This window comes from Oxynema aestuarii AP17 (assembly GCF_012295525.1).
GTDB lineage: Bacteria > Cyanobacteriota > Cyanobacteriia > Cyanobacteriales > Laspinemataceae > Oxynema > Oxynema aestuarii.
Genome location: NZ_CP051167.1, coordinates 5,786,783 through 5,805,322, shown reverse-complemented (window position 1 = coordinate 5,805,322; position 18,540 = coordinate 5,786,783). Strand labels below are relative to the sequence as shown.

General features: G+C 53.6%; 17 protein-coding genes and 1 other RNA gene. 9 read left to right on the top strand and 9 right to left on the bottom strand.

Features of this window, described 5'->3' with window-relative positions; all coding sequences use genetic code 11:
- Positions 1–3: 3 nt before the first annotated feature.
- Positions 4–612: a CRR7 family NDH-1 assembly protein gene (locus tag HCG48_RS26960; protein WP_375339320.1), complete on the top strand. Its 609-nt coding sequence runs from the start codon at positions 4–6 to the stop codon at positions 610–612.
- A 148-nt stretch (positions 613–760) separates the two neighbouring features.
- Here the strand turns inward: HCG48_RS26960 and HCG48_RS23190 are convergent, their stop codons facing one another.
- Positions 761–1,318 carry a DUF2854 domain-containing protein gene (locus HCG48_RS23190; RefSeq protein WP_168571291.1) on the bottom strand — a complete coding sequence of 186 codons (558 nt, stop codon included), beginning with the start codon at positions 1,316–1,318 and terminating at the stop codon, positions 761–763.
- Between the two features lie 370 nt (positions 1,319–1,688).
- Between HCG48_RS23190 and HCG48_RS23185 the strand changes: the two genes are divergently transcribed.
- Both HCG48_RS23185 and HCG48_RS23180 read left to right on the top strand, forming a co-directional pair.
- Entirely contained in the window at positions 1,689–3,287 is a 1,599-nt protein-coding gene (locus HCG48_RS23185) for an Hsp70 family protein (protein ID WP_168571290.1), read from the top strand.
- A 61-nt stretch (positions 3,288–3,348) separates the two neighbouring features.
- Positions 3,349–4,434 carry a coiled-coil domain-containing protein gene (locus HCG48_RS23180; RefSeq protein WP_210437116.1) on the top strand — a complete coding sequence of 362 codons (1,086 nt, stop codon included), beginning with the start codon at positions 3,349–3,351 and terminating at the stop codon, positions 4,432–4,434.
- On the opposite strand, the gene HCG48_RS23175 is transcribed toward HCG48_RS23180, so the two are convergent.
- Complete coding sequence (locus tag HCG48_RS23175; protein ID WP_168571288.1) at positions 4,424–5,068, bottom strand: transaldolase family protein; 645 nt, start codon at positions 5,066–5,068, stop codon at positions 4,424–4,426. The two genes, HCG48_RS23180 and HCG48_RS23175, sit on opposite strands and share 11 nt — an antisense overlap.
- Positions 5,069–5,177: 109 nt before the next feature.
- Positions 5,178–5,756: a Uma2 family endonuclease gene (locus HCG48_RS23170; protein WP_168571287.1), complete on the bottom strand. Its 579-nt coding sequence runs from the start codon at positions 5,754–5,756 to the stop codon at positions 5,178–5,180.
- Positions 5,757–6,831: 1,075 nt separating this feature from the next.
- Here HCG48_RS23170 and HCG48_RS23165 point away from each other — a divergent pair.
- Positions 6,832–7,206, top strand: a complete 375-nt coding sequence (locus tag HCG48_RS23165) for a response regulator (protein WP_168571286.1) — start codon at positions 6,832–6,834, stop codon at positions 7,204–7,206.
- A gap of 166 nt (positions 7,207–7,372) precedes the next feature.
- On the opposite strand, the gene HCG48_RS23160 is transcribed toward HCG48_RS23165, so the two are convergent.
- Positions 7,373–8,263, bottom strand: coding sequence for a sugar phosphate nucleotidyltransferase (locus HCG48_RS23160; protein WP_168571285.1), 891 nt, complete (start codon positions 8,261–8,263; stop codon positions 7,373–7,375).
- A 334-nt stretch (positions 8,264–8,597) separates the two neighbouring features.
- Between HCG48_RS23160 and HCG48_RS23155 the strand changes: the two genes are divergently transcribed.
- Positions 8,598–9,536 (top strand): DMT family transporter, encoded by a 939-nt coding sequence (locus tag HCG48_RS23155; protein ID WP_168571284.1) that lies wholly within the window; start codon positions 8,598–8,600, stop codon positions 9,534–9,536.
- Between the two features lie 29 nt (positions 9,537–9,565).
- Here HCG48_RS23155 and HCG48_RS23150 read toward each other — a convergent pair whose 3' ends face one another.
- From HCG48_RS23150 to HCG48_RS23130, 5 genes are all read right to left on the bottom strand, one after another.
- Positions 9,566–12,439, bottom strand: a complete 2,874-nt coding sequence (locus HCG48_RS23150) for a two-partner secretion domain-containing protein (RefSeq protein WP_168571283.1) — start codon at positions 12,437–12,439, stop codon at positions 9,566–9,568.
- Positions 12,440–12,520: 81 nt separating this feature from the next.
- Positions 12,521–13,003, bottom strand: coding sequence for a hypothetical protein (locus HCG48_RS23145; RefSeq protein ID WP_168571282.1), 483 nt, complete (start codon positions 13,001–13,003; stop codon positions 12,521–12,523).
- A gap of 34 nt (positions 13,004–13,037) precedes the next feature.
- Positions 13,038–13,445 carry a phasin family protein gene (locus HCG48_RS23140; protein ID WP_168571281.1) on the bottom strand — a complete coding sequence of 136 codons (408 nt, stop codon included), beginning with the start codon at positions 13,443–13,445 and terminating at the stop codon, positions 13,038–13,040.
- A gap of 96 nt (positions 13,446–13,541) precedes the next feature.
- Positions 13,542–13,638, bottom strand: an RNA gene (gene ffs, locus HCG48_RS23135) — signal recognition particle sRNA small type.
- 66 nt (positions 13,639–13,704) lie between these two features.
- On the bottom strand, positions 13,705–13,971 hold the full coding sequence (locus HCG48_RS23130; RefSeq protein ID WP_168571280.1) for a YciI family protein: 267 nt from the start codon (positions 13,969–13,971) through the stop codon (positions 13,705–13,707).
- 48 nt (positions 13,972–14,019) lie between these two features.
- On the opposite strand from HCG48_RS23130, the gene HCG48_RS23125 reads away from it, so the two are divergent.
- The 4 genes from HCG48_RS23125 (at position 14,020) to HCG48_RS23110 (ending at position 18,535) form a co-directional block, all read left to right on the top strand.
- On the top strand, positions 14,020–14,592 hold the full coding sequence (locus HCG48_RS23125; RefSeq protein WP_168571279.1) for a 2'-5' RNA ligase family protein: 573 nt from the start codon (positions 14,020–14,022) through the stop codon (positions 14,590–14,592).
- A 342-nt stretch (positions 14,593–14,934) separates the two neighbouring features.
- Entirely contained in the window at positions 14,935–16,371 is a 1,437-nt protein-coding gene (locus tag HCG48_RS23120; RefSeq protein WP_168571278.1) for an MATE family efflux transporter, read from the top strand.
- A gap of 75 nt (positions 16,372–16,446) precedes the next feature.
- Positions 16,447–17,511, top strand: a complete 1,065-nt coding sequence (locus tag HCG48_RS23115) for a dipeptide epimerase (protein WP_168571277.1) — start codon at positions 16,447–16,449, stop codon at positions 17,509–17,511.
- A complete protein-coding gene (locus tag HCG48_RS23110; protein WP_168571276.1) occupies positions 17,489–18,535 on the top strand; it encodes an N-acetyltransferase DgcN family protein in 1,047 nt (348 codons plus the stop codon). Before HCG48_RS23115 ends, HCG48_RS23110 begins: the two co-directional genes overlap by 23 nt.
- Positions 18,536–18,540: the final 5 nt, after the last annotated feature.

Sequence of the window (18,540 nt, the reverse complement as noted above, 5' to 3'; positions counted from 1 at the left end):
GTCGTGGGGGGTAACTCAAACATTCCGGGCGACATGGGTTTTAAGGATGGAGAAACAGGGGATGCAAGCAGCGCTTGTCTCGGCGTCAAACACCTCAGCAACGTACCGATGGGTAGAGCCGTCAAAATCGGGCGATCGCCCTTACGGGTGATCTTACCGACGAGCATTGATGCGATCTGCACTCTCTCCCACTTTAGCTTGAGTGCGCCGGACGAACCTCCCCAAAAATACCCATCCGAGTTTACGCAGATCCTCGGTAATCCCTACATTCGAGAGATTCTGCGCGATCGCCCCGAGGGCTCTTATCCTTTACAATCGCGATCGATCTGTCTAAACCCAAGGAGTCAAACGATGCCCGATTCGATTATGTATCAAGAAGAAGAACACTATGTCGTTCTCGAAGCCGATCGCCCGGAAGAATTTCTTAGCGCCCCGGAACTTTTAGCAAAATTGTCCGCTATTTTAGAGCGCCGTCAAGATGATTTACCCCGAGAACTTCAGAGGTTTTCAACCGTAGCAGAACAAGCTCGCTATTTACTCGAAAATCATTGCGAATTTGATGTCGCCCCCGGTCATTTTCTCCAGTGGTATGTGGTGCGTTTGGAAAAATAGGCGGCAACAGGAACAGAGGCGATCGAGGCGACAGAAGCAAGAGACGCGATCGCCCATTTTTGGGTTGATGGTTGCCCTCCCGATCTTCGCCGGGAGTCAACCACCAACTCATTCAATCCGTGCAGGAAAGCTAAAAATCACCCAACTTTTAAGCCGCGTCGTCGGCGATCGCAATTAAAGCCACCTCAATTCGACCTTTGCGGACTTCACTGAGGCGCGATCGCACCCCCGGACCGAAAAACTTTTCGATTTTTTCCTGCTTTTCCTGCCACGTTTCTAAGGCCAAATTGGGCGAATCAAACTCTAAAATGAGTGCATAATTCCCCTCGATCGCCTCTTCCCGAATTCCCTCCAGAACCGGACAAACTTCGTCGTTCGGACTCAACCCCAACCGTTCGAGCGCATCTTCGAGATGAACCTTCTGACCGTACCGATAACGGCTGACATCCTTGCGAATTTGATTTTGAATCGGCGTCGCTTGTCGTTCCCGTAAGGCGATCGTTTCCTCAGAACTCGCTTGAGTCAACGGCGTCGGTTCCAATTCCGCCGCCTTCAGAGCCAACCCACCCAGTAACACCGGAATTCCATAGAAAAACCCCGCTAAATTCAACGTGGCATTGTCATTGAAATACGCCACAAAACCGACGACGGTTAAAACGCCACCGACACCCAACGCCAACAGCGCTAAAGAAAGATTGCGTAACATGATCGCTTTGCTAGATGTTCTCTTTAATTGTCCCTTGTCACGAGCCGTTGGGGGGAAGGAGCCGAAGACAAGAAGCAAAAATCCATCTCCATCGGTATCGTCAACTGTGGCGCGGTTATTTTGCCCGCCGCTTCCCCATTCCTCTAGAATGCAGGAACTACAGACATCTTTATCGATTTAAACCCCATTTTCTGAGCAATTGCGCTAAATTTTAGCAAATAAATACTTTAAAAACCAATTTTTTACTTTAAATCTAAACTCTAAACTCTAAACTCCAAACTCCCCACCCCCGTCAAGATCGCCTTGAGATAATGTAGAAATAGCTTAGTCGCCTTGTCTCCACTCGAAAATCTCAATACTGAACTGCTCCATGTCCGGGTACAAAATCGGCCTCGATTTCGGGACGACGAACTCGATTATTTCTTATTTCACCTCCTCCGCCGAAGTAGAAGCCTTTCAATATGGCGGTCCTGACGGTCGCCGCTATATTCCCTCGTTTATCGGCTACGACGAGGAATTTGTCGAAATTGGCACCGCCGCGCGGACTCTCGCCGCCAATCACGGGGATGTGGAAACTTACGGCAATTTTAAAATGCGCTTGCCCATTCCCGCCGATCGATTGCCGGAGTACATTCGCCACGATCGCACCCCCGCCAGCGTCACTACGGATTACTTGCGCGAACTGCTCGTTTCTGAGGAAAATCCTTACAGTTTTTGCAAACAACAAGGGGAAATCTCCGGTCTGGTGGTCTCGGTTCCCGAAATTTGGCAGCGCGATCTTTACAATCGCGGACGAGAATTGTTAAAACAGGCGATCGCCGCTCTCGATTTGCCCCTCATTCAATTGGTCAGCGAACCCGTCGCCGCCGCCGCTTACTATACTTGGGACATGCAACGACGGGCAAAAGATGCGGGAGATGAGAGTTTTTCGGGAAATCTCCTCGTGTGCGATATGGGTGGCGGTACGTTTGATGTGAGTTTATGCCGAATTTACGGGGAACAAAAAGTCGATGTCCTCTATTTTGACGGACAGGGCGATCGCGGTCTCGAATCCGCCGGGGTAGCTTTCGATCGCCGTTGCGTGCAAGCAGCTTACAAGGCAAAACACGACTCGACTCTCGACGAAAACGACCCGGAATTCCTGCGCCTGTTACGGGAATTTGAAACGGTCAAAATCGGCTCTCACGCCCGCGTGACGCGATACCTCACAAATGCCGTGCGCGAGCCGGAAATTTACGGCGATCGCCAGATTTACGTGTTTGCCGGGGGGTATTCCCTCAATTTCGCACAAGTGTGCGAGGCATTCGCACCGATCGCCGCCGGAATTACCGCAGTCATCGAACGAGTCCGAACCTGGATCGCCGAACGACAACAGACGATCGATCGCGTCTTCCTCGTCGGCGGTTTTTCTCAGTTTTTCCTCGTCCGACGGGCGATCGCCTCAGCCTTACAATTCGCTACAGACGATCCCCGTCTCGACGCAACCTTTAACCTCACCCACAGCGCTTATGCGATCTCCTACGGCGCCTGTTTGATCGCCAACGATCGCGTCCAACCCAGCGAAAAATATCTGCACAATCTCGGGATCGTGGTCGATACCATCGACGCCAACGCCGAACGCCAACGCCGCGCGATCGAAATTATCAAAGGTGGCACCCGCTTGGAAGAGTTATCTCAACCCCAATTTGCCGATATTCCCCCTTTAGTGACCTTTCAACAAGATGCACCCTTGACCCTCACCCTCTGGGTAGACCCCCAAGGAAAAGGCGTCTTGGTCGAAGAATCCTTACCGGAGATGGTGAAGTTACCGAGTTATTCTCCCGAGGATAAATGGCGGGTGGGAATGCGCGTGGATCGCTCTCAAATTGCTTATTTAACCATTGAAGAAGTTCGCGGGGAAAAACGAGTGGAATATGAGTTAGGCAATGTTTTAGCGAAAATGTTTCCCGGTTTCGTGTTAATTGAATAATGGAAATTTTAGATTTTAGATTTTAGGGTGAAGAGAGAAGCCCGCGCTCTATTGCGTAGCAATGAGCGTCGGGTACTTCACATTGGCTCTTTACTCCCCCTTACCCATGTCCCTCGATCTCCTCGCCCAATCGATCGCCCGTCTCCAACACCTCGCCTCTGAGGACGAACGCCCCTTGTTGACCTTCGAGACGATCGCCCTCCCGTTGCAATGGCTCGAAATTCTGCTCGATGTTTGGGCACAACTCTATCCACCCGAGGTTTTGCAACAGTTGGACGCGACCGAACCGGAAACCTTGGAAGCGTGGGCGATCGCCCTCACTCGCGCCTTAGACGCCCAACTGCAATGGCTCGATCGCACGGGCGCGACCCTCGATCGCCTCTCGTTATTAGACGCCCTCCAAACCAAAATCGGCGATCGCGCCCGCCAATTACAACAGTTGCGCGCGCAACACAGCGAATTGCTGACAAAAACGGGCGAATTTTCGGCGATCGATGGCGACATGCGCGACGCGATCGCCGAATTAGAGCAACTGCAACACGAAGCAGAGCAATTCGACCGACTGCGTGGGGAGTTGGAACGCACCGATCTCGATGGCTTGCGCGCGTCGATCGCCCGCGATCGCGCCGTCTTGGCACCGCAACAGGCGCAATTGAGCGAACTGGAGCGCGAAAAAGCGGATCTCGACGGTCAAATCGAGCAGTTACGGCGTCAGCAGTCCCAACTCGGTGAAGAAATCGAATTATTGCGCGGACGGCGCGATCGCCTGCAATTGCGAACTGAAGAAACAGCGAAAGCGGCGATCGCGGACTACGCCCGACAGCGCGATCGCCTCGGCGACAGCTTACAACAGCTCTTAGACGAACTCGACTCCCAACGCCGGGAGTACGATCGGGTGCGCGGCGAGTTGGATCGGGCGATCGCCGAGTCGAACGAGTATCAAACGGCGATTCGACAGGGGCGCAACGCCCTCGAAACCCACTATCGCACCGATGTCGAACTCGGGCGCCGTCTGCCGACCAATGGGTCGGCGATCGCCCGTCTGGTCGGGGCGATCGAGGAAAATTTAGCCGCCTTAGACCGGGAACTCGCCCGGGCGCAACAGGAGAATGAAGCGACCCGGGTCAAGCAAATTTTTACGTTTTAAGGGGTAATCCCCGGCCCGTTTTGGCGAAGTCTTCGACGGTTTTATCGGAAAACTCGTGCTGGGCGATCGCCGCTAACATCGGCAACGGTAGGGTCAAGTGGTCGGCGCCTGCTTGTAAGGCGGCGGCAGCTTCTTCGGGAGACTTGATACTGGCGGCCAAGATTTCGACGTCACTGTCTTCGAGGATCGCGGCCATCTCGCGCACGAGGGCGATCCCGTCGCCCAAAAGCCTCGTGGCGCGGTTGACGTAGGCGATCGCGATTTTGGCTCCGGCTTCCCGGGCGATCGCCGCTTGGATCGGTCCGTAAATCCCGGTCACCGAACAGGTCATCTCTTTTGAAAGAATGGCGACGGCTTCAAATCCGGTCGGCGTGGCGGGAATTTTGAGGACGGTGCGATCGCCGATAATCTCGTAAGCTCGGCGTCCTTCGGCGACCATTCCAGGAACGTCGCCAGCTAGCAATTGATAGTAAAGCGGACCGTCGGCGAACGGGAGTAAGTTTTTCAAGGTCATTTCTGGCGGATCGTCGCTTTGCGCCAGTAAGGTCGGGTTGGTGGTGATTCCTTTGACCCAGCCGAGTTTTTGGGCAGCTTTGGCGTCGGCAACGATCGCCGAATCGAGATAAATGGCCATAATTTACGGGGAAAATACAGGAAAAAAGATACAAAAAGGATCGCGGGCGGTTGAATTGCCGTTGCGCGATCGCGAAAAGTTTCGTCTCTCAGTTGCTCGTTCCCCGGTTTTACTCGGGAAAAATCTTGGTTAAAGAGAGCAAAGAATCGGGAAATCCAGGGAGAGGAATGGCTTCGTTGATGAAGGGAATTCGTTTGGTTCGATAGCCGAATTTTCCGGGGCTGAGTTCGTCGGGTTCGCTGTAAATTTCTAAATATTTATCGTTTAAATTGAAAATCCAATAATCTGAAATTCCCGCTCGGGCATAAAGGGGTTGTTTGATGGCGCGATCGTATTCGAGAGAGAGTTCGTCCGCAATTTCGATCGCTAGTAAAACTTCACTGGCTTGGGGTAACCGGGCCCGATAGTAATCGTCGGCATAGGCTAAAATCGCGAAGTCCGGTTGCACTTCGGTATTCTCGTTGAGAACGATCGCCTCTTGGGTTTGCACGAGGGCGCGTTGGGCGACAAACACGGGCAAGTCTTCTAATAAAGCACGCAAACAAGCAGCGTGGTCTTGGCCGATCGGAGCCATCTGCACCAGGGTTCCTTCTACGAGTTCGACGGCTTCGTCTTCTTTGAAAAAGCCGCGATCGGCCAGGTTGTGATATTCGTCGATACTCAAGATTTGTGGTTGAGAATTGGTCATCGCTGCTGTGTGTTTTTTGGCCGTTTCAATCAACAAAGGATTTGTCGATTATTTTAATATAAAAGCTTGAAAATTCCCGAAGTTTCAGTCTCCCTGCAAGCTTTGTGGACGTCCTTCAAGATCGCGTCTGGCGGCTTGGAATGACGGGCTAATTCGTCGAGGATGGCGTTCTCGTAGGGTCTCTAAAGGAGAATCGCTGACTCTCGATGAGCGGGTTTGCCAAAGGGATGTCAGTCCGGTTCGCTAGCGAGTAATTCCTCGCCGATCGTTGAAATTTTCCACGGGGATCGGTGAAATTTCCCGTCGTTTTCCAGGGCGATCTTCACTTGTGAGAGCAAACCCAGCCCGGGCGCCCTTGAAGCCCTTGGCACCCACTCCCAGTTTAGCCGATCTCTCCGTCGATTCACGAAGGGTTTGCAGGGAATGTTGGGCGATCGCCCCCGATGGTTTGACCCCCTTTTTTACCCGAGTAGACGATCGATTCGTGATTTTTAAGGATCGAATCGCAAGTCAACTCGTAGAACGGTTGATGACCTTGGCTCGATGTTTTTGGCGGGGGCAATTTTTACAATAGAATCCGATAGAAACCGATCCCGATCCAAGCCGATCGATTATTTGAGGAGGATGACATGCAAATGACGAGTTCGCCCCATTATCGCAACGAGATCGAACCCCTCGTCGCTGCCGAAGTCGAACGGTCATCGACCGCTTTAGCGTTACAACTTGGCCTTTAGATCGACCCGAATCAGGCGATCGCCTACGCCCTCAATCCCTTGTCTCCCCTTGACTCCACCTGCATTTGAGGCTGGAACTTACAGCAGCAACGAGCCCTGACCGAACTCGATTCCCCAGTCGAACGAGCCGTCCGAGGGGCGTTCGCCGCCGTTTGTTCCGATCCGTTGCGAACGACTAATGTTTGTCACCAATACGATTAAAATTAAGATGTCCTCCCCTGCCTGCCTCTCGAAGGGCAGGACACCCAGATCGTTTTTTGGGCTAACAAGGGTATGTTTAAATTAGCAATCGGCTAACCGACCGGAGGACTCTTTTCACCCCAGAACCAGGAATGATGCAGATGAGTACCGTTCTGATTGTAGACGACAGCGCAACCGCTAGAGAAATGGTTGCCGGACTTCTCAAAAAAATTGGCCTCGACGTGATCGAGGCCCGCGATGGTGTGGAAGCTCAAGAAAAATTGCAAGGGAAACTTCCCGATCTCGTTGTCATGGACATTATCATGCCTCGCATGAACGGCTACGACCTCTGCCGATGGCTCAGACGCCAGCCCCAAGGTCAAAATATCCCGATTTTAATGTGTTCGAGTAAAAGTGAAGAATTCGATCGCTATTGGGGGATGAAACAAGGGGCTGATGCTTACATTACCAAGCCTTTTCATCCGTCCGATTTAGTGGGAACGGTCAAACAGTTACTCAATACCAACGCGGGTTAATTGACCCCCCTCGGATTGACATCATTTCTCAATCCTGATGCCCTCAAATGCGATTGTTCGCGTTCCTCCACGTTTGAGGGCGACCCCAAGGGCGACTGGGGCTTTTAAAAGCGCTGCTTGGGGAATGAGGAGGCCGCACGGCATCGCGATCGCACCCTCGGGGAGTCTACAATCGAAAGTCACGCACGCTTTGCCAGTAGGAAAGAGGAACCCCCGTATCGAAACATTTTCCTTGCAAACAACAGCCATACATTCCTTCCAACTGACGCAACTGTTCTAAGGCTGTCGTGAGTTGGATTTCGCCGCGATCGCGCCGTCCGTCTCGGATGTTTTGTTCGAGAATCTCGAAGATTTTGGGCGTTAACAAATACAGCCCAAAAACGGTTAAAAAATCATTCTCCGCCAAGCCCTCGACCCGCAGATGCGATCGCGCGTAATTCAAATCCGGCTTTTCGGCTACTTCGCTTAAGTTTATCAGCCCTGTTTCCGGCTGCCAAGTCCCCGCGACACAGCCGCAATGATACAGCTCCTCGGCGGGAGTCACGGTCAGCCCGATCGCACTTTTTCCGACTCGTTCGTAGACTTCAACCAGTTGACGCGCGCAAGAGATTTCCCGCGTCGAACGATAAATATGGTCGCCTAACATTAATAAAAAAGGTTCTTTGCCAACCCAATCTTTAGCGCAACAAACGGCGTGACCGAAGCCGTCTTGTACGGGTTGGGTCAATATATTAATCCGTTCGCCGACGGTTTCTAAATAACGGACGTATTCTTTTTGATGGGGTTTGATTTTATTGGCAAAGGCTTCGGAAAGTGGCGTTTTAAAAAAGTCTTCAAATTGGGCGCGATCGCTCTCGCGGGTGACGATCGCAATTTGTTCGATTCCGGCACTGATGGCTTCTTCGGCGATCGCTAATATAATCGGTTTGGCGATCCCGTCGCGATCGACGATCGGAAATAATTCTTTGGCGATCGCTTTGGTCGCCGGAAACAGTCGGGTTCCAAATCCACCCGCCGGAATGACAGCTTTACGAACCTGTGATTTGACTTCGGTCATTTCGATCGAATTACGATTAGCAAAAGGGGGCAGTTTTTGCCGTTCTCGGCGATCGCCTTCACTCAGTCAATTTTGATTGATTTTAAGGGTGGCGGCGATCGGCGAGGTTCTTAACCCTCTACAGCAATTCGCGCTGTCATGAGGTACAAGAGGCAAAGATCCCCCCAACCCCCCTTTAAAAAGGGGGGCAGTGAAAGTCCCCCTTTTTAAGGGGGATTTAGGGGGATCGAAATGTACTGCCGAACAGCGAAAACTGCTCTATGCTCTTTTCCTGACAGCGATTTAGTTTTATCTGTGGTAAATTCCCCCTAGATTTTACCCCAGAAGATCCCCAATGACTGTCAAACATACTCTGGACTCTCCTGTAAAACATCCCCTGGCGTGGCAGCTCAATCTGACGATCGCGGTTGGGGTTTTAGCGGTCTCCACTGCCGCCATTTTTATCCGCTTGACCCTGGAAGCTGCGGGAACCCGAGGGATTGGCTTTAGTTTGGTGATGGCCGCCACTCGCCTCACAATTGCCTCACTTTTGTTGGCTCCCGCGTGGCGCAACTTCAAACCCGCGCGTCTCGAAAAAGTGACGATCGCCCAAGCTGCCCTCGCTGGCGTGTTTTTAGCGCTCCATTTCGCCGGGTGGATCGCGTCGCTTTCTTATACTTCGATCGCCGCTTCGACGACGATCGTCACCATGAATCCGATTTGGGTTTCCTTGCTGTCTTGGTGGATTTACAAAGACAAACCCACGAAAATGACGGTCACCGGAATCGCGATCGCCTTAATGGGGGGAATGGCGATCGGATTGGGAGATAGTGGCGGGTTGTACGGCGGAAGTAACCCAATTTTGGGAGATCTGCTCGCGTTGTTAGGATCTTGGACGATTAGTATCTATTTATTGCTGGCGAAGTCGGTGCAAAGTCGGGGGATGGGAATTGGTCCGTACAGCGCGATCGTTTGTACTTGTGCGGCGCTGGTTTTACTCCCGATGCCGTTTGTTTTTCAAACTTCATATTTCGGCTATCCCACGGAAGTTTATTTTTATATTCTTCTGATGGCTTTGATTCCTCAAATGATCGGTCATACGAGCTTAAATTGGGCCGTTCGTTGGACGTCGCCGACTTTGGTGGCGTTGGCGGTTTTATTTGAACCCGTTGCATCGAGTTTTTTGGGCTTTCTCGTTTTTAATGAAGTTCCCGGGATCTCGGTTTTAATTGGAGCGATCGTTTTATTATTTGGAGTGGCGATCGCCGCGATCGGGTCGCGTCCCCAGGGATAGAGATATACAAAAAGCCCCTTATTTATATTTTACTCGGGAGAACATAAGTCCATGATGTGAGGCGGCGAACTGGCACCGGACGATCGCGCCGCCGTCAGCAAGATTTGGCCGTCGGCAGTGCGATCGAAGCCGCGCGCCTCGATTAAAGGATCCGAAGGGCGATCGCGGGATGAGTTGGCCGCCGAGGGCGTCTCCCGGGTCTCCCAGATGGGTTCGACCAACTCCACCGACACCCCGTCGCGGCTGAGGGGTTGACCGGGATTGACGGGTAAGCCGCCGCGTCCGCGAATGGCAAAGCTACTTTCGGCGAGTTGTTCGGGATTGCAGGGGCTGCGCGCGATCGCCGCATCCGGGTCGGCGACCTCGACTTCGGGCAGATTGGCGGGTTCGATATCGATATCGCCGTCAATATTTAACTGCCCTCGGGCATTGATAATACTGTCGGGAGAGAGTAGAACTAATAACTCGTCTCCTCGGATGGCGCTAATGGCGATATTGCTGCCTCCTTGAGGGTCCGTGGCGCTGGTGACGATCTGGCTGGCTTCGAGCAATACCAGGGTTTCGGCGGCGATCGTGATATTGCCTTCCTGCGTAATATTCCCGGTTTGACTGCCTGCGGCGACAATTTCGCTGCGATTGCGTAAGAGAATATCGGGCGATCGCAGGTCAATATTACCCCCTTTTCCGATCGCCGATGACGCTTGCAAGGCGCCGCGATCGAGTTGCACGTCCGACGCCGCAATCTCAATATTGCCTGGGGTTCCCGTCCCTTCCCCGTTGACGCCGATCCGGGATCCGTCGGCCACCTGGAGGCGGTCCGTGGCGATCGCGATGCCCCCGCCATTGCCCGATCCGAGGGTGCGCGCGTCAATTTGAGCATTCCCGACGATTTCGACGCTTTCCGTCGCCTCTAAGCGCAAACGGCCCGCATTCCCTTCCCCAGAGGTTCCCAAGAGCACGATCGCCCCGTCGCCCACCCTCAAGCGGGGAGTGGCGATCGTCACGTTCCCCGCATTCCCCGCCCCGTCGGTATCGGCGGTGATTAAGGTCGGCAAACTGCCATCCGGCGAGGTCCCTCTAAACTCGATCGCCTCCGACGCCTCCAACAACATCAACCCGCCGACCCCGTCCACCGAGGTACTCGTCCCGATTTCGCCGCCATCGCGCACGATCAAACGGCGGGTTCTCACGGTCACGTCCCCCGCGTCTCCCGACCCGAACCCTTTCGTCGTCAGCAAACTGCGTTCCCCATCCGCACTGACTCCGGCAATATCTACTAACTCGGCCCCCTCGATCTCCAGTCTGCCGCCCTTTCCCGTCCCGTTGCTGGCGGCTTCGATTTGGGCGCCGTCGCTCAAACTGAGTAGGGGGGTGACGATCTCGATTTCCCCCGCCTCGCCACTGCTGTAAGCGGTCGCCTCGATTTGGGTCGATGTTCCGGTTTGGGGGTCGGTTCCGCTCAACTGCACCGATTCTGAGGCGCGGATGGTCAAGTTGCCTCCCCGTCCCGGGCCGAAGGTTCGAACGCGCACTTGGGCGCCGTCGCGCATCGTCAGGCGCCGGGTGGTAATATCGACATTGCTGGCGTTACCGACTCCGAGGGTGGAAGCGTCGAGGATGCTGGCGAATTGGCCATTTATGGGAATGCCGCTTAATTCTACCGATTCTGAGGTGGCGATCGCGATCGTTCCCGCTTCGCCGTCGCTGACGGTTCCCACGGTAATCCAGCCGCCGTCCAACACGTTTAATTGGGTCCCACGCACTTCGACGCTACCCGCATCGCCATTACCGAAGGCGCCGGATCCGACGATCGTGCGAGAGGTGCCATCTCTGGAAATCCCGCTAATTTCGACGACTTCCGACGCTTCTAGGGCGATTTCGCCCCCATCTTCTTCGCCGAGACTGTCGGAACGAATTTCCGATCCTCCGGTAATGGTGAGATTGCGCCCGTGTACGCGGACGCCGCCATCGCCGCCCAACCCGGTGAATAAGCCGGATTCGTTGGTGATGGAGATATCTTGAAATGAGGAGAAGGGGGAGGTTTCTTCAAACCCGAATTCTCCTCGTTCTCCCGTCGTTCTCAGTTGTCCGTTGCGACCGGACCACAACTCGATTCGACCTTGGGGGGCTTTTAATAAGGCCCCGTCTAAGACAATCGGACCGCCAACGAGGGCTAAGGTGCGATCGGGTCGAACCCCCAACCCGTCCTCGCGGGCGAGAATACTCAGTTGAAAGGCGATTTCTTGGCGCGCGGTTTCGACGTTCTGGGTCGCCGTTTCGCTTCCGTCGAAATCTGGGGTGGCAAAACTGCGCCCGAGTCCGATTCCGTTGATGGCGATCGCCCCGGGATTGTCGCCCAATTGCAAGCCGACGGGAACGCTAACGGTGAGCAGGGTGTCGGTTTGAGGGGCGATCGCGCTAAAACGGCTGCCGTCGTCGAATAAGACCGCGTCCGCACTGGTTGCAACAAAGGAACCGCCTACATTTAAGGAGGCATTCGGCCCGAAAACGATGCCGTTGGGGTTGATTAAGAAGAGGTTGGCGCCGCCGTTGGCTTGGAGGAGACCGTCGATGTTACTCAGGTCGCTTCCGGTCACCCGCGAAAAGATATTTTCGATCGTCCGGGGGTTGTCGAAGGTGGCGGTTGTTCCGGTAGGGATCGAGAAGCTTTCAAAACTGTGGAATAAATTGCGCGATCGCGCCGTTCCTCCGGTAATCTGTATCGTATTTCCTTCGACGGTGACCGTGGAGCGATCGGGTAAGGTCGCATCGGGTACGATTTGAGCGATCGCCTGTCGTTCGATCGTACCCGAAGAGAACAGGGAACAGGCGATCGTTGCGAACAAAACCGTTCTCTGCAGACCCGTAGAGGTTCGCCGTCGTGTTGTTGTAGCTTTATTCATAGGCGATCGTCGTGAATTCGTACAACACCCGACTCCGAACCGTTGACGAGGGAAGCGGCGCGACTGTTGGCGCCGACTTCGCTAAACTTCCGATTCCCAGTCGGGACAGCTTTCTCCGTCCCAACCGTAAGGATGCATCCCGCATACGAGCAAATTGCCGCCGTAAACGTGACCGTGATAGTGGTAACATCCTACACAAGCCGGATGTCGCCCTTGGGTGGGTCGGACGTAAGTCACGAACGGCTGGGGGGGGTCTGGAGAGTTTTCATCGACGGACCGATCTAGATCGTAGAATAGGTCTTCTAAATCGAATCGGTTTAATTCCTCGGCGAGGGTCGGATCGAAGACTTCCAAGAAAAAGCGATCGATTTCGAGAAAAAATCCCTCTTCGAGTTCTTCTACTAAATCCAAGCCGTCGTTAAAATCCCGGGTGATTTGTTCGGGAATCTTCGCTAAATCGTCAAAAAATTCGTTGACCTCTTCGCTTAATTCCTGAAAAAAGCCTTCGACATCTTCGGTGGCGCTTTCGAGGAGTTTAAATAAATCAGTCGGCCAATTTTCCATAAGCTTTTGCCATGTCACTACAGCCTCGGCGAGACTACTCGTTTTGCAGGCGGCGCAGTTCGTCTTGAAGCGATCGCACGCGATCGCGCAGTTGGTCTACATTGTCAGAACCTTTACCCGGCGCGGCTTGTGTCGGCGCTTGCGCTTCCGTCTCCCCGGTCTCGCCTTCTTCATCTTCGAGAATTTCGATGCGACGCGGTTCTTTCGGTGTCTCGTCTCCCGCCGACTCGTTCACCGACTGGCGACCCTGATTGACCATATCTTCGACAAAACGGCGGGCTTCGTCCGTACTCATCTCCCCGCGTTCTACCAGTTCGTCCGCTAACTTCTGGGCTTGTTTTTGTAACTCGGTCAGTTTGGTTCCTGCTTTTTCTCCCGCATAGGACGCCAAACCCACCCCGAGATAGAAGGCTTTTTGAACCACATCTCCGAAACCAGCCATAACGACTGTTGCTCCTTGTTATGCAATTACGGTACTGATTCCAGGATAGGGTGCAAACCTGCCGAGTGACCAGAAGTTGGGGTCTACTCTTAAAAAAGTGACCCGGAGTCCACGCCTACCGCAAGCATCCCGTGTTGCTGCTCCCTTCCGGGCCTGACAAGGTTTAGGCGTTGCGATCGCATGGGTCCGGATCGTTTACTAGCATATCATTATTAAAGGAGAAAACAAGGGTTCGGGCTGAAAAATCCCCAAAACCCCCTCATTCCACGACTACGCGCCACTCGTACAGCACGTATTTGACGCAATGATTGACCACCAGGGGATCGGCTTCGACAATGGCCCGGGCTTCCTCTATTGATGCTGCTTGAAACAGCAACATTCCCCCGGCTGCGCCCGCCCAATAGCCCGTTTTGGCTTGATGTCCTTTGGCATTGAGATCGCGCACGTAGGCTTTGTGAGCCTCTACATATTGGTCGAAAATCGGTTTTTCGACAATTCCTTCCTCAATTTTGGCAAACCAAGGCATTTGATTTAACGGTTCTCGTTGTTATTGCTGAATTTCGGTTCATTTTCCATGGAAAAATCTCCCCGCCTCTACTTTATCGCGCTCTTGCCTCCCGCCGAACTGCAAGCGGAGGTCACCGCCATCAAGCAGGATTTTGCCGATCGCTACGGCAGTTCTCACGCCCTCAAATCTCCCCCTCACGTCACCTTACAGGCCCCGTTTAAATGGGTTGAGGAGGATCTCGATCGCCTGACCGAACCGTTGCGCCAATTTGCCCGATTTCACGATCCGATCTCGATCGCCCTTTCCGGGTTCGGGGCTTTTCCCCCTCGGGTCATTTATATTGATGTCGAAAAAACCCCGGAACTTTTACAAGTCCAAGCCGAGTTAGCACTTGATTTAGAACGCCGTTTAGGGATTGTAGACGATCGCGCCCGAGGACGCGCTTTTTCCCCTCACATGACCGTGGCGTTTAAAGATTTAAAACGGCAAGCCTTTAAAGCGGCTTGGCCCGAATTTCGCGATCTCCCTTTTGCCGCCCAATTTACTGTTTCCGAGTTGACTTTACTCCTCCACCGCGATCGTCAGTGGCATATTTACACCCAGTTTCCCTTGGAGGGAGAAGAAAACCATAATGCTTAAAAGGTAGATAGGTATAGACAGATAAAGAGACGCTGACGATCGGGCATGGCCTTGTCTCTCCGGGGGTTTTGCTATTTTTAGAAACCCTTGGGTATCTTCTCTTTTTTGCCTTAAAAATGATTTCTTCCCGATTCCCCATTCCCTAGAATTGACATCCTTTCACCCCATTAGATCCCCCCATCGGGTGAGGTGAATCGTAAAATTTCAAAGTTAAAATAGCATTTCGAGCGATCGCCGTGACGAGTTCAAGATCGATTTAAGAGCAATTTAACCTTACCCTAAAATCCAAACAATATCGATCTGATAACTTGGCGATCGGACAATTCAGGGAATCAAAATCTGATGGAAAGAATCGCAGTCAAATCACCGATATTATCGGAAATTAAAGCCTGCCTCCAATTATCAATTCCCTTAGCGGCTGCCCAACTCGCTCAAGCCTCGACCAATTTTGTCGATACGATCGTGATGGGATGGTTGGGTAGCGAACGCTTGGCGGCTGGGGCATTAGGTTCAATTTCTTTTAGCACCCTTTTTTTAATTGGAACCGGGCTGTTATCCTCCGTCGGGGCAATGGCTGCTGTAGCCTATGGAGCCAAAGAATACAAGAAAATTGGCCGAATTGCCGAACAAGGATTGTGGCTGGGAATGGGGGTTTCGATCCCGATCGCGATCGTCATTTGGAACTTTGCCGCGATCGCCGTTCACTTCGGTCAAAATCCCGAGACTGTAGCCATTGCTCAAACCTATTTGCGCGCGATCGTCTGGGGCTTTCCCGGCGCGATCGGATTTATTGTTTTACGCAATATTTATTCCGCCATTCATCGCCCCAATATGATTCTGGCGATCGTCATCGGTAGCGTACCCATTAATGTAATTGGCAACTACGTTTTAATGTTTGGGAAATTCGGATTTCCCGAACTCGGGCTAGCCGGAATTGGCTGGGCGAGTACCTTTTCTTTCTGGGCTGCTTTCCTAGCCGCAGTCGCCGTTCTCAAGCTTAAAACAGAGTTTGAACCGTATCGAATTTTTGCAACCCTTCGCCGTTTTCATCCCCCCGTATTTTGGGAAATCGTCCAAATTGGATGGCCGAGTGGCATTTTACTGGCCATTGAAGCCGGTTTATTTACCGTGACCACCTATTTAATGGGATACCTGGGGACGGTTCCCCTCGCCGCCCATTATGTTGCCCTTCAAACGGCCTCGATTACGTTTATGGTTCCCGTGGGTATTTCTTACGCGACGACCATGCGCGTCGGTCACGAACTGGGACGAAAAGATCGGCAAGGGTCGAAACGGGCCGGATCGGTGGGTATGGGTATCGGCGGCTTGTTTATGGCAGTTATGGCGGTGTGTGTCTGGCAATTTCCGCGATCGATTGTGGGAGTTTATCTCGACTTAAATAATCCGGAAAATAGTGCGGTGGTCGAGTTGGCGATTTCGCTGTTGGGAATTGCTGCATTTTTTCAAATTTTTGATGGGGTTCAAGTTATTGCAGCAGGTGCGTTACGCGGTTTAAAAGATACCCGCATCCCGATGGCGATCGGTTTGTTTTCTTATTGGGGGGTCGGTTTGGTGTCTGCCTATTGGATGGCGTTTAAGTTGGGCTGGGGAAGTTTGGGATTGTGGTGGGGTTGGGTGCTCGGTTTGGGAGTTGCTGCCCTGATTTTGCCCTGGCGTTTTTATGCTCTAATTTCCGATAAGTTCGAGGGTGAAACTGCGCGATCGCAGGGGGTTTTGGAATTGAAAACAGGTGGAGATCGGACCTTGGAGATCGAATAACTGCCGAGGGGCGATCGCGCGCTGCCCGCTCGCTACAATCGAAAGTGTCCTGTTCTCAAGCTGTTTCGATCTATCATGCGCGTGTCGATCGCCCCGTTTACCGTTCGCAAACGTTTCGCCCTGACCATCAGTCGGGGAACGACCGCAGAAAGTACCAATCTTTGGCTCAAAGTCGAACACGACGGGATCGAAGGGTGGGGGGAAGCGTCCCCCTTTTCGGCGGGCGGTCCGCCCCAAACCACGGAGACGATCGCCCGTTCCCTCGAACCGATCGTCAATCTTGCCGATTGTTGGTCTCCCTTCGACCGCCAACAAATCGAACTGGCGGCGATCGAATGGAAATTACCCTCGGCGGCGAAAGCGGCCCTCGATACGGCCCTGTGGGACTGGATCGGCAAAAAAGCGGGATTGCCGTTATGGCAATTATGGGGCTTACAGCGCTCGCGCATCGTCCCCACCTCGGTGACCGTCGGGATCGGTTCCCCGGAAAAGGCGATCGAACGCTTACAAGATTGGCTCAAATTCGTGCAAGTTAAAGCGATTAAAGTCAAACTCGGATCCCCGGACGGGATCGATGCGGATCGCGCCATGTTCGAGGCGATCGCCCGCGAAAGCCCGCCACGACTGAAGTTCAGTGTCGATGCCAATGGCGGCTGGTCTCTAGAAGAGGCGATAACTATGTGCGATTGGCTGGCAGGCCAAAAAAGAGTTAAATACGTCGAGCAGCCCCTTCCCGTCGTCGCCAGAGCCGAATTACGGGAACTTTACGACCGTTCCCCCCTGCCGATTTTTGTCGATGAAAGCTGTCACACCAGTGCCGACATTCCCCCATTGGCAGACCGGGTTCATGGCATTAATATCAAACTGATGAAATCTGGCGGCTTGAGTGAAGCCATGCGGATGATTCATACCGCCAAAGCCTGCGGGCTACAGGTGATGTTCGGTTGCTATTCCGACAGTATTTTAGCCAATAGCGCCCTCGCCCAACTCTCTCCCCTCGCCGACTATCTCGATTTAGACAGTCACCTCAACTTGCGCGACGATCCCTTCGACGGGGCGACGATGCAACGAGGTTGTTTACTTCCCAACGATTTACCCGGTTTAGGAGTCCAACACCGTGCAACTCACTCCCGATCGTAGAGTCGCCATCCTCCTGCACGAGGGCATTCTCGGCAGTATCGGCAAAACTGGATTGACGTTATTGCGCTACAGCGAAGCGACGATCGTCGCCGTCATCGATCGCGAATGCGTGGGGCGATCGCTCCTACAATTAACGGGAATCGATCGCGAGGTTCCGATTGTCGAGTCCGTCGAAGACGCCCTCGCCTACCATCCCGATGTTTTGGCGATCGGGATCGCGCCTCCCGGCGGTGGACTCCCGCCGTCGTGGTTTATGGAACTCCAACACGCGATCGCCGCAGGAGTCTCGATCGTCAACGGGTTGCATACTTCCCTCGCCAACCATCCGGAATTACGCCACAGTTTGCGCCCCGGTCAGTGGATTTGGGACATCCGTCAAGAACCCGTCGGCTTGCAAATTGGCAGCGCCCAAGCCCGGGAACTCCCGTGCAAGCGCGTGTTAACGGTGGGAACGGATATGGCGATCGGCAAGATGTCGGCGAGTATCGAACTGCACCGACGGGCGCGCGATCGCGGTTTGCGTTCTCAATTCCTCGCTACCGGACAGGCGGGACTGGCAATTTCGGGGGAAGGGATTCCCCTCGATGCGGTGCGCGTGGACTTCGCCGCCGGGGCCGTCGAACAAATGGTGATGCGTTACGGTCGCGATCGCGATCTGGTGTTTGTCGAAGGGCAGGGTTCCTTATTTCATCCCGGTTCTACCGCCACTTTACCCCTGATTCGCGGCTCCCAACCGACTCACTTAGTTCTGGTTCACCGGGCCGGACAAACCCACATTCGCAATCACCCTCACGTCCCGATTCCACCGTTACCCGCCGCGATTCAAATCTACGAAACGATCGCCCACGCGGCGGGGGCGTTCGCCCCGGTTCCCGTCGCCGCGATCGCCCTCAATACAAGAGATTTAGACGATGCGGGGGCGAAAGGCGCGATCGCCGCCGTGCAAGAGGAAACCGGGTTACCCTGTGCCGACCCCGTGCGTTTCAGTGCCGATCCGATTTTGGATGCCTTGGTCGGGTGCTAGGCAGG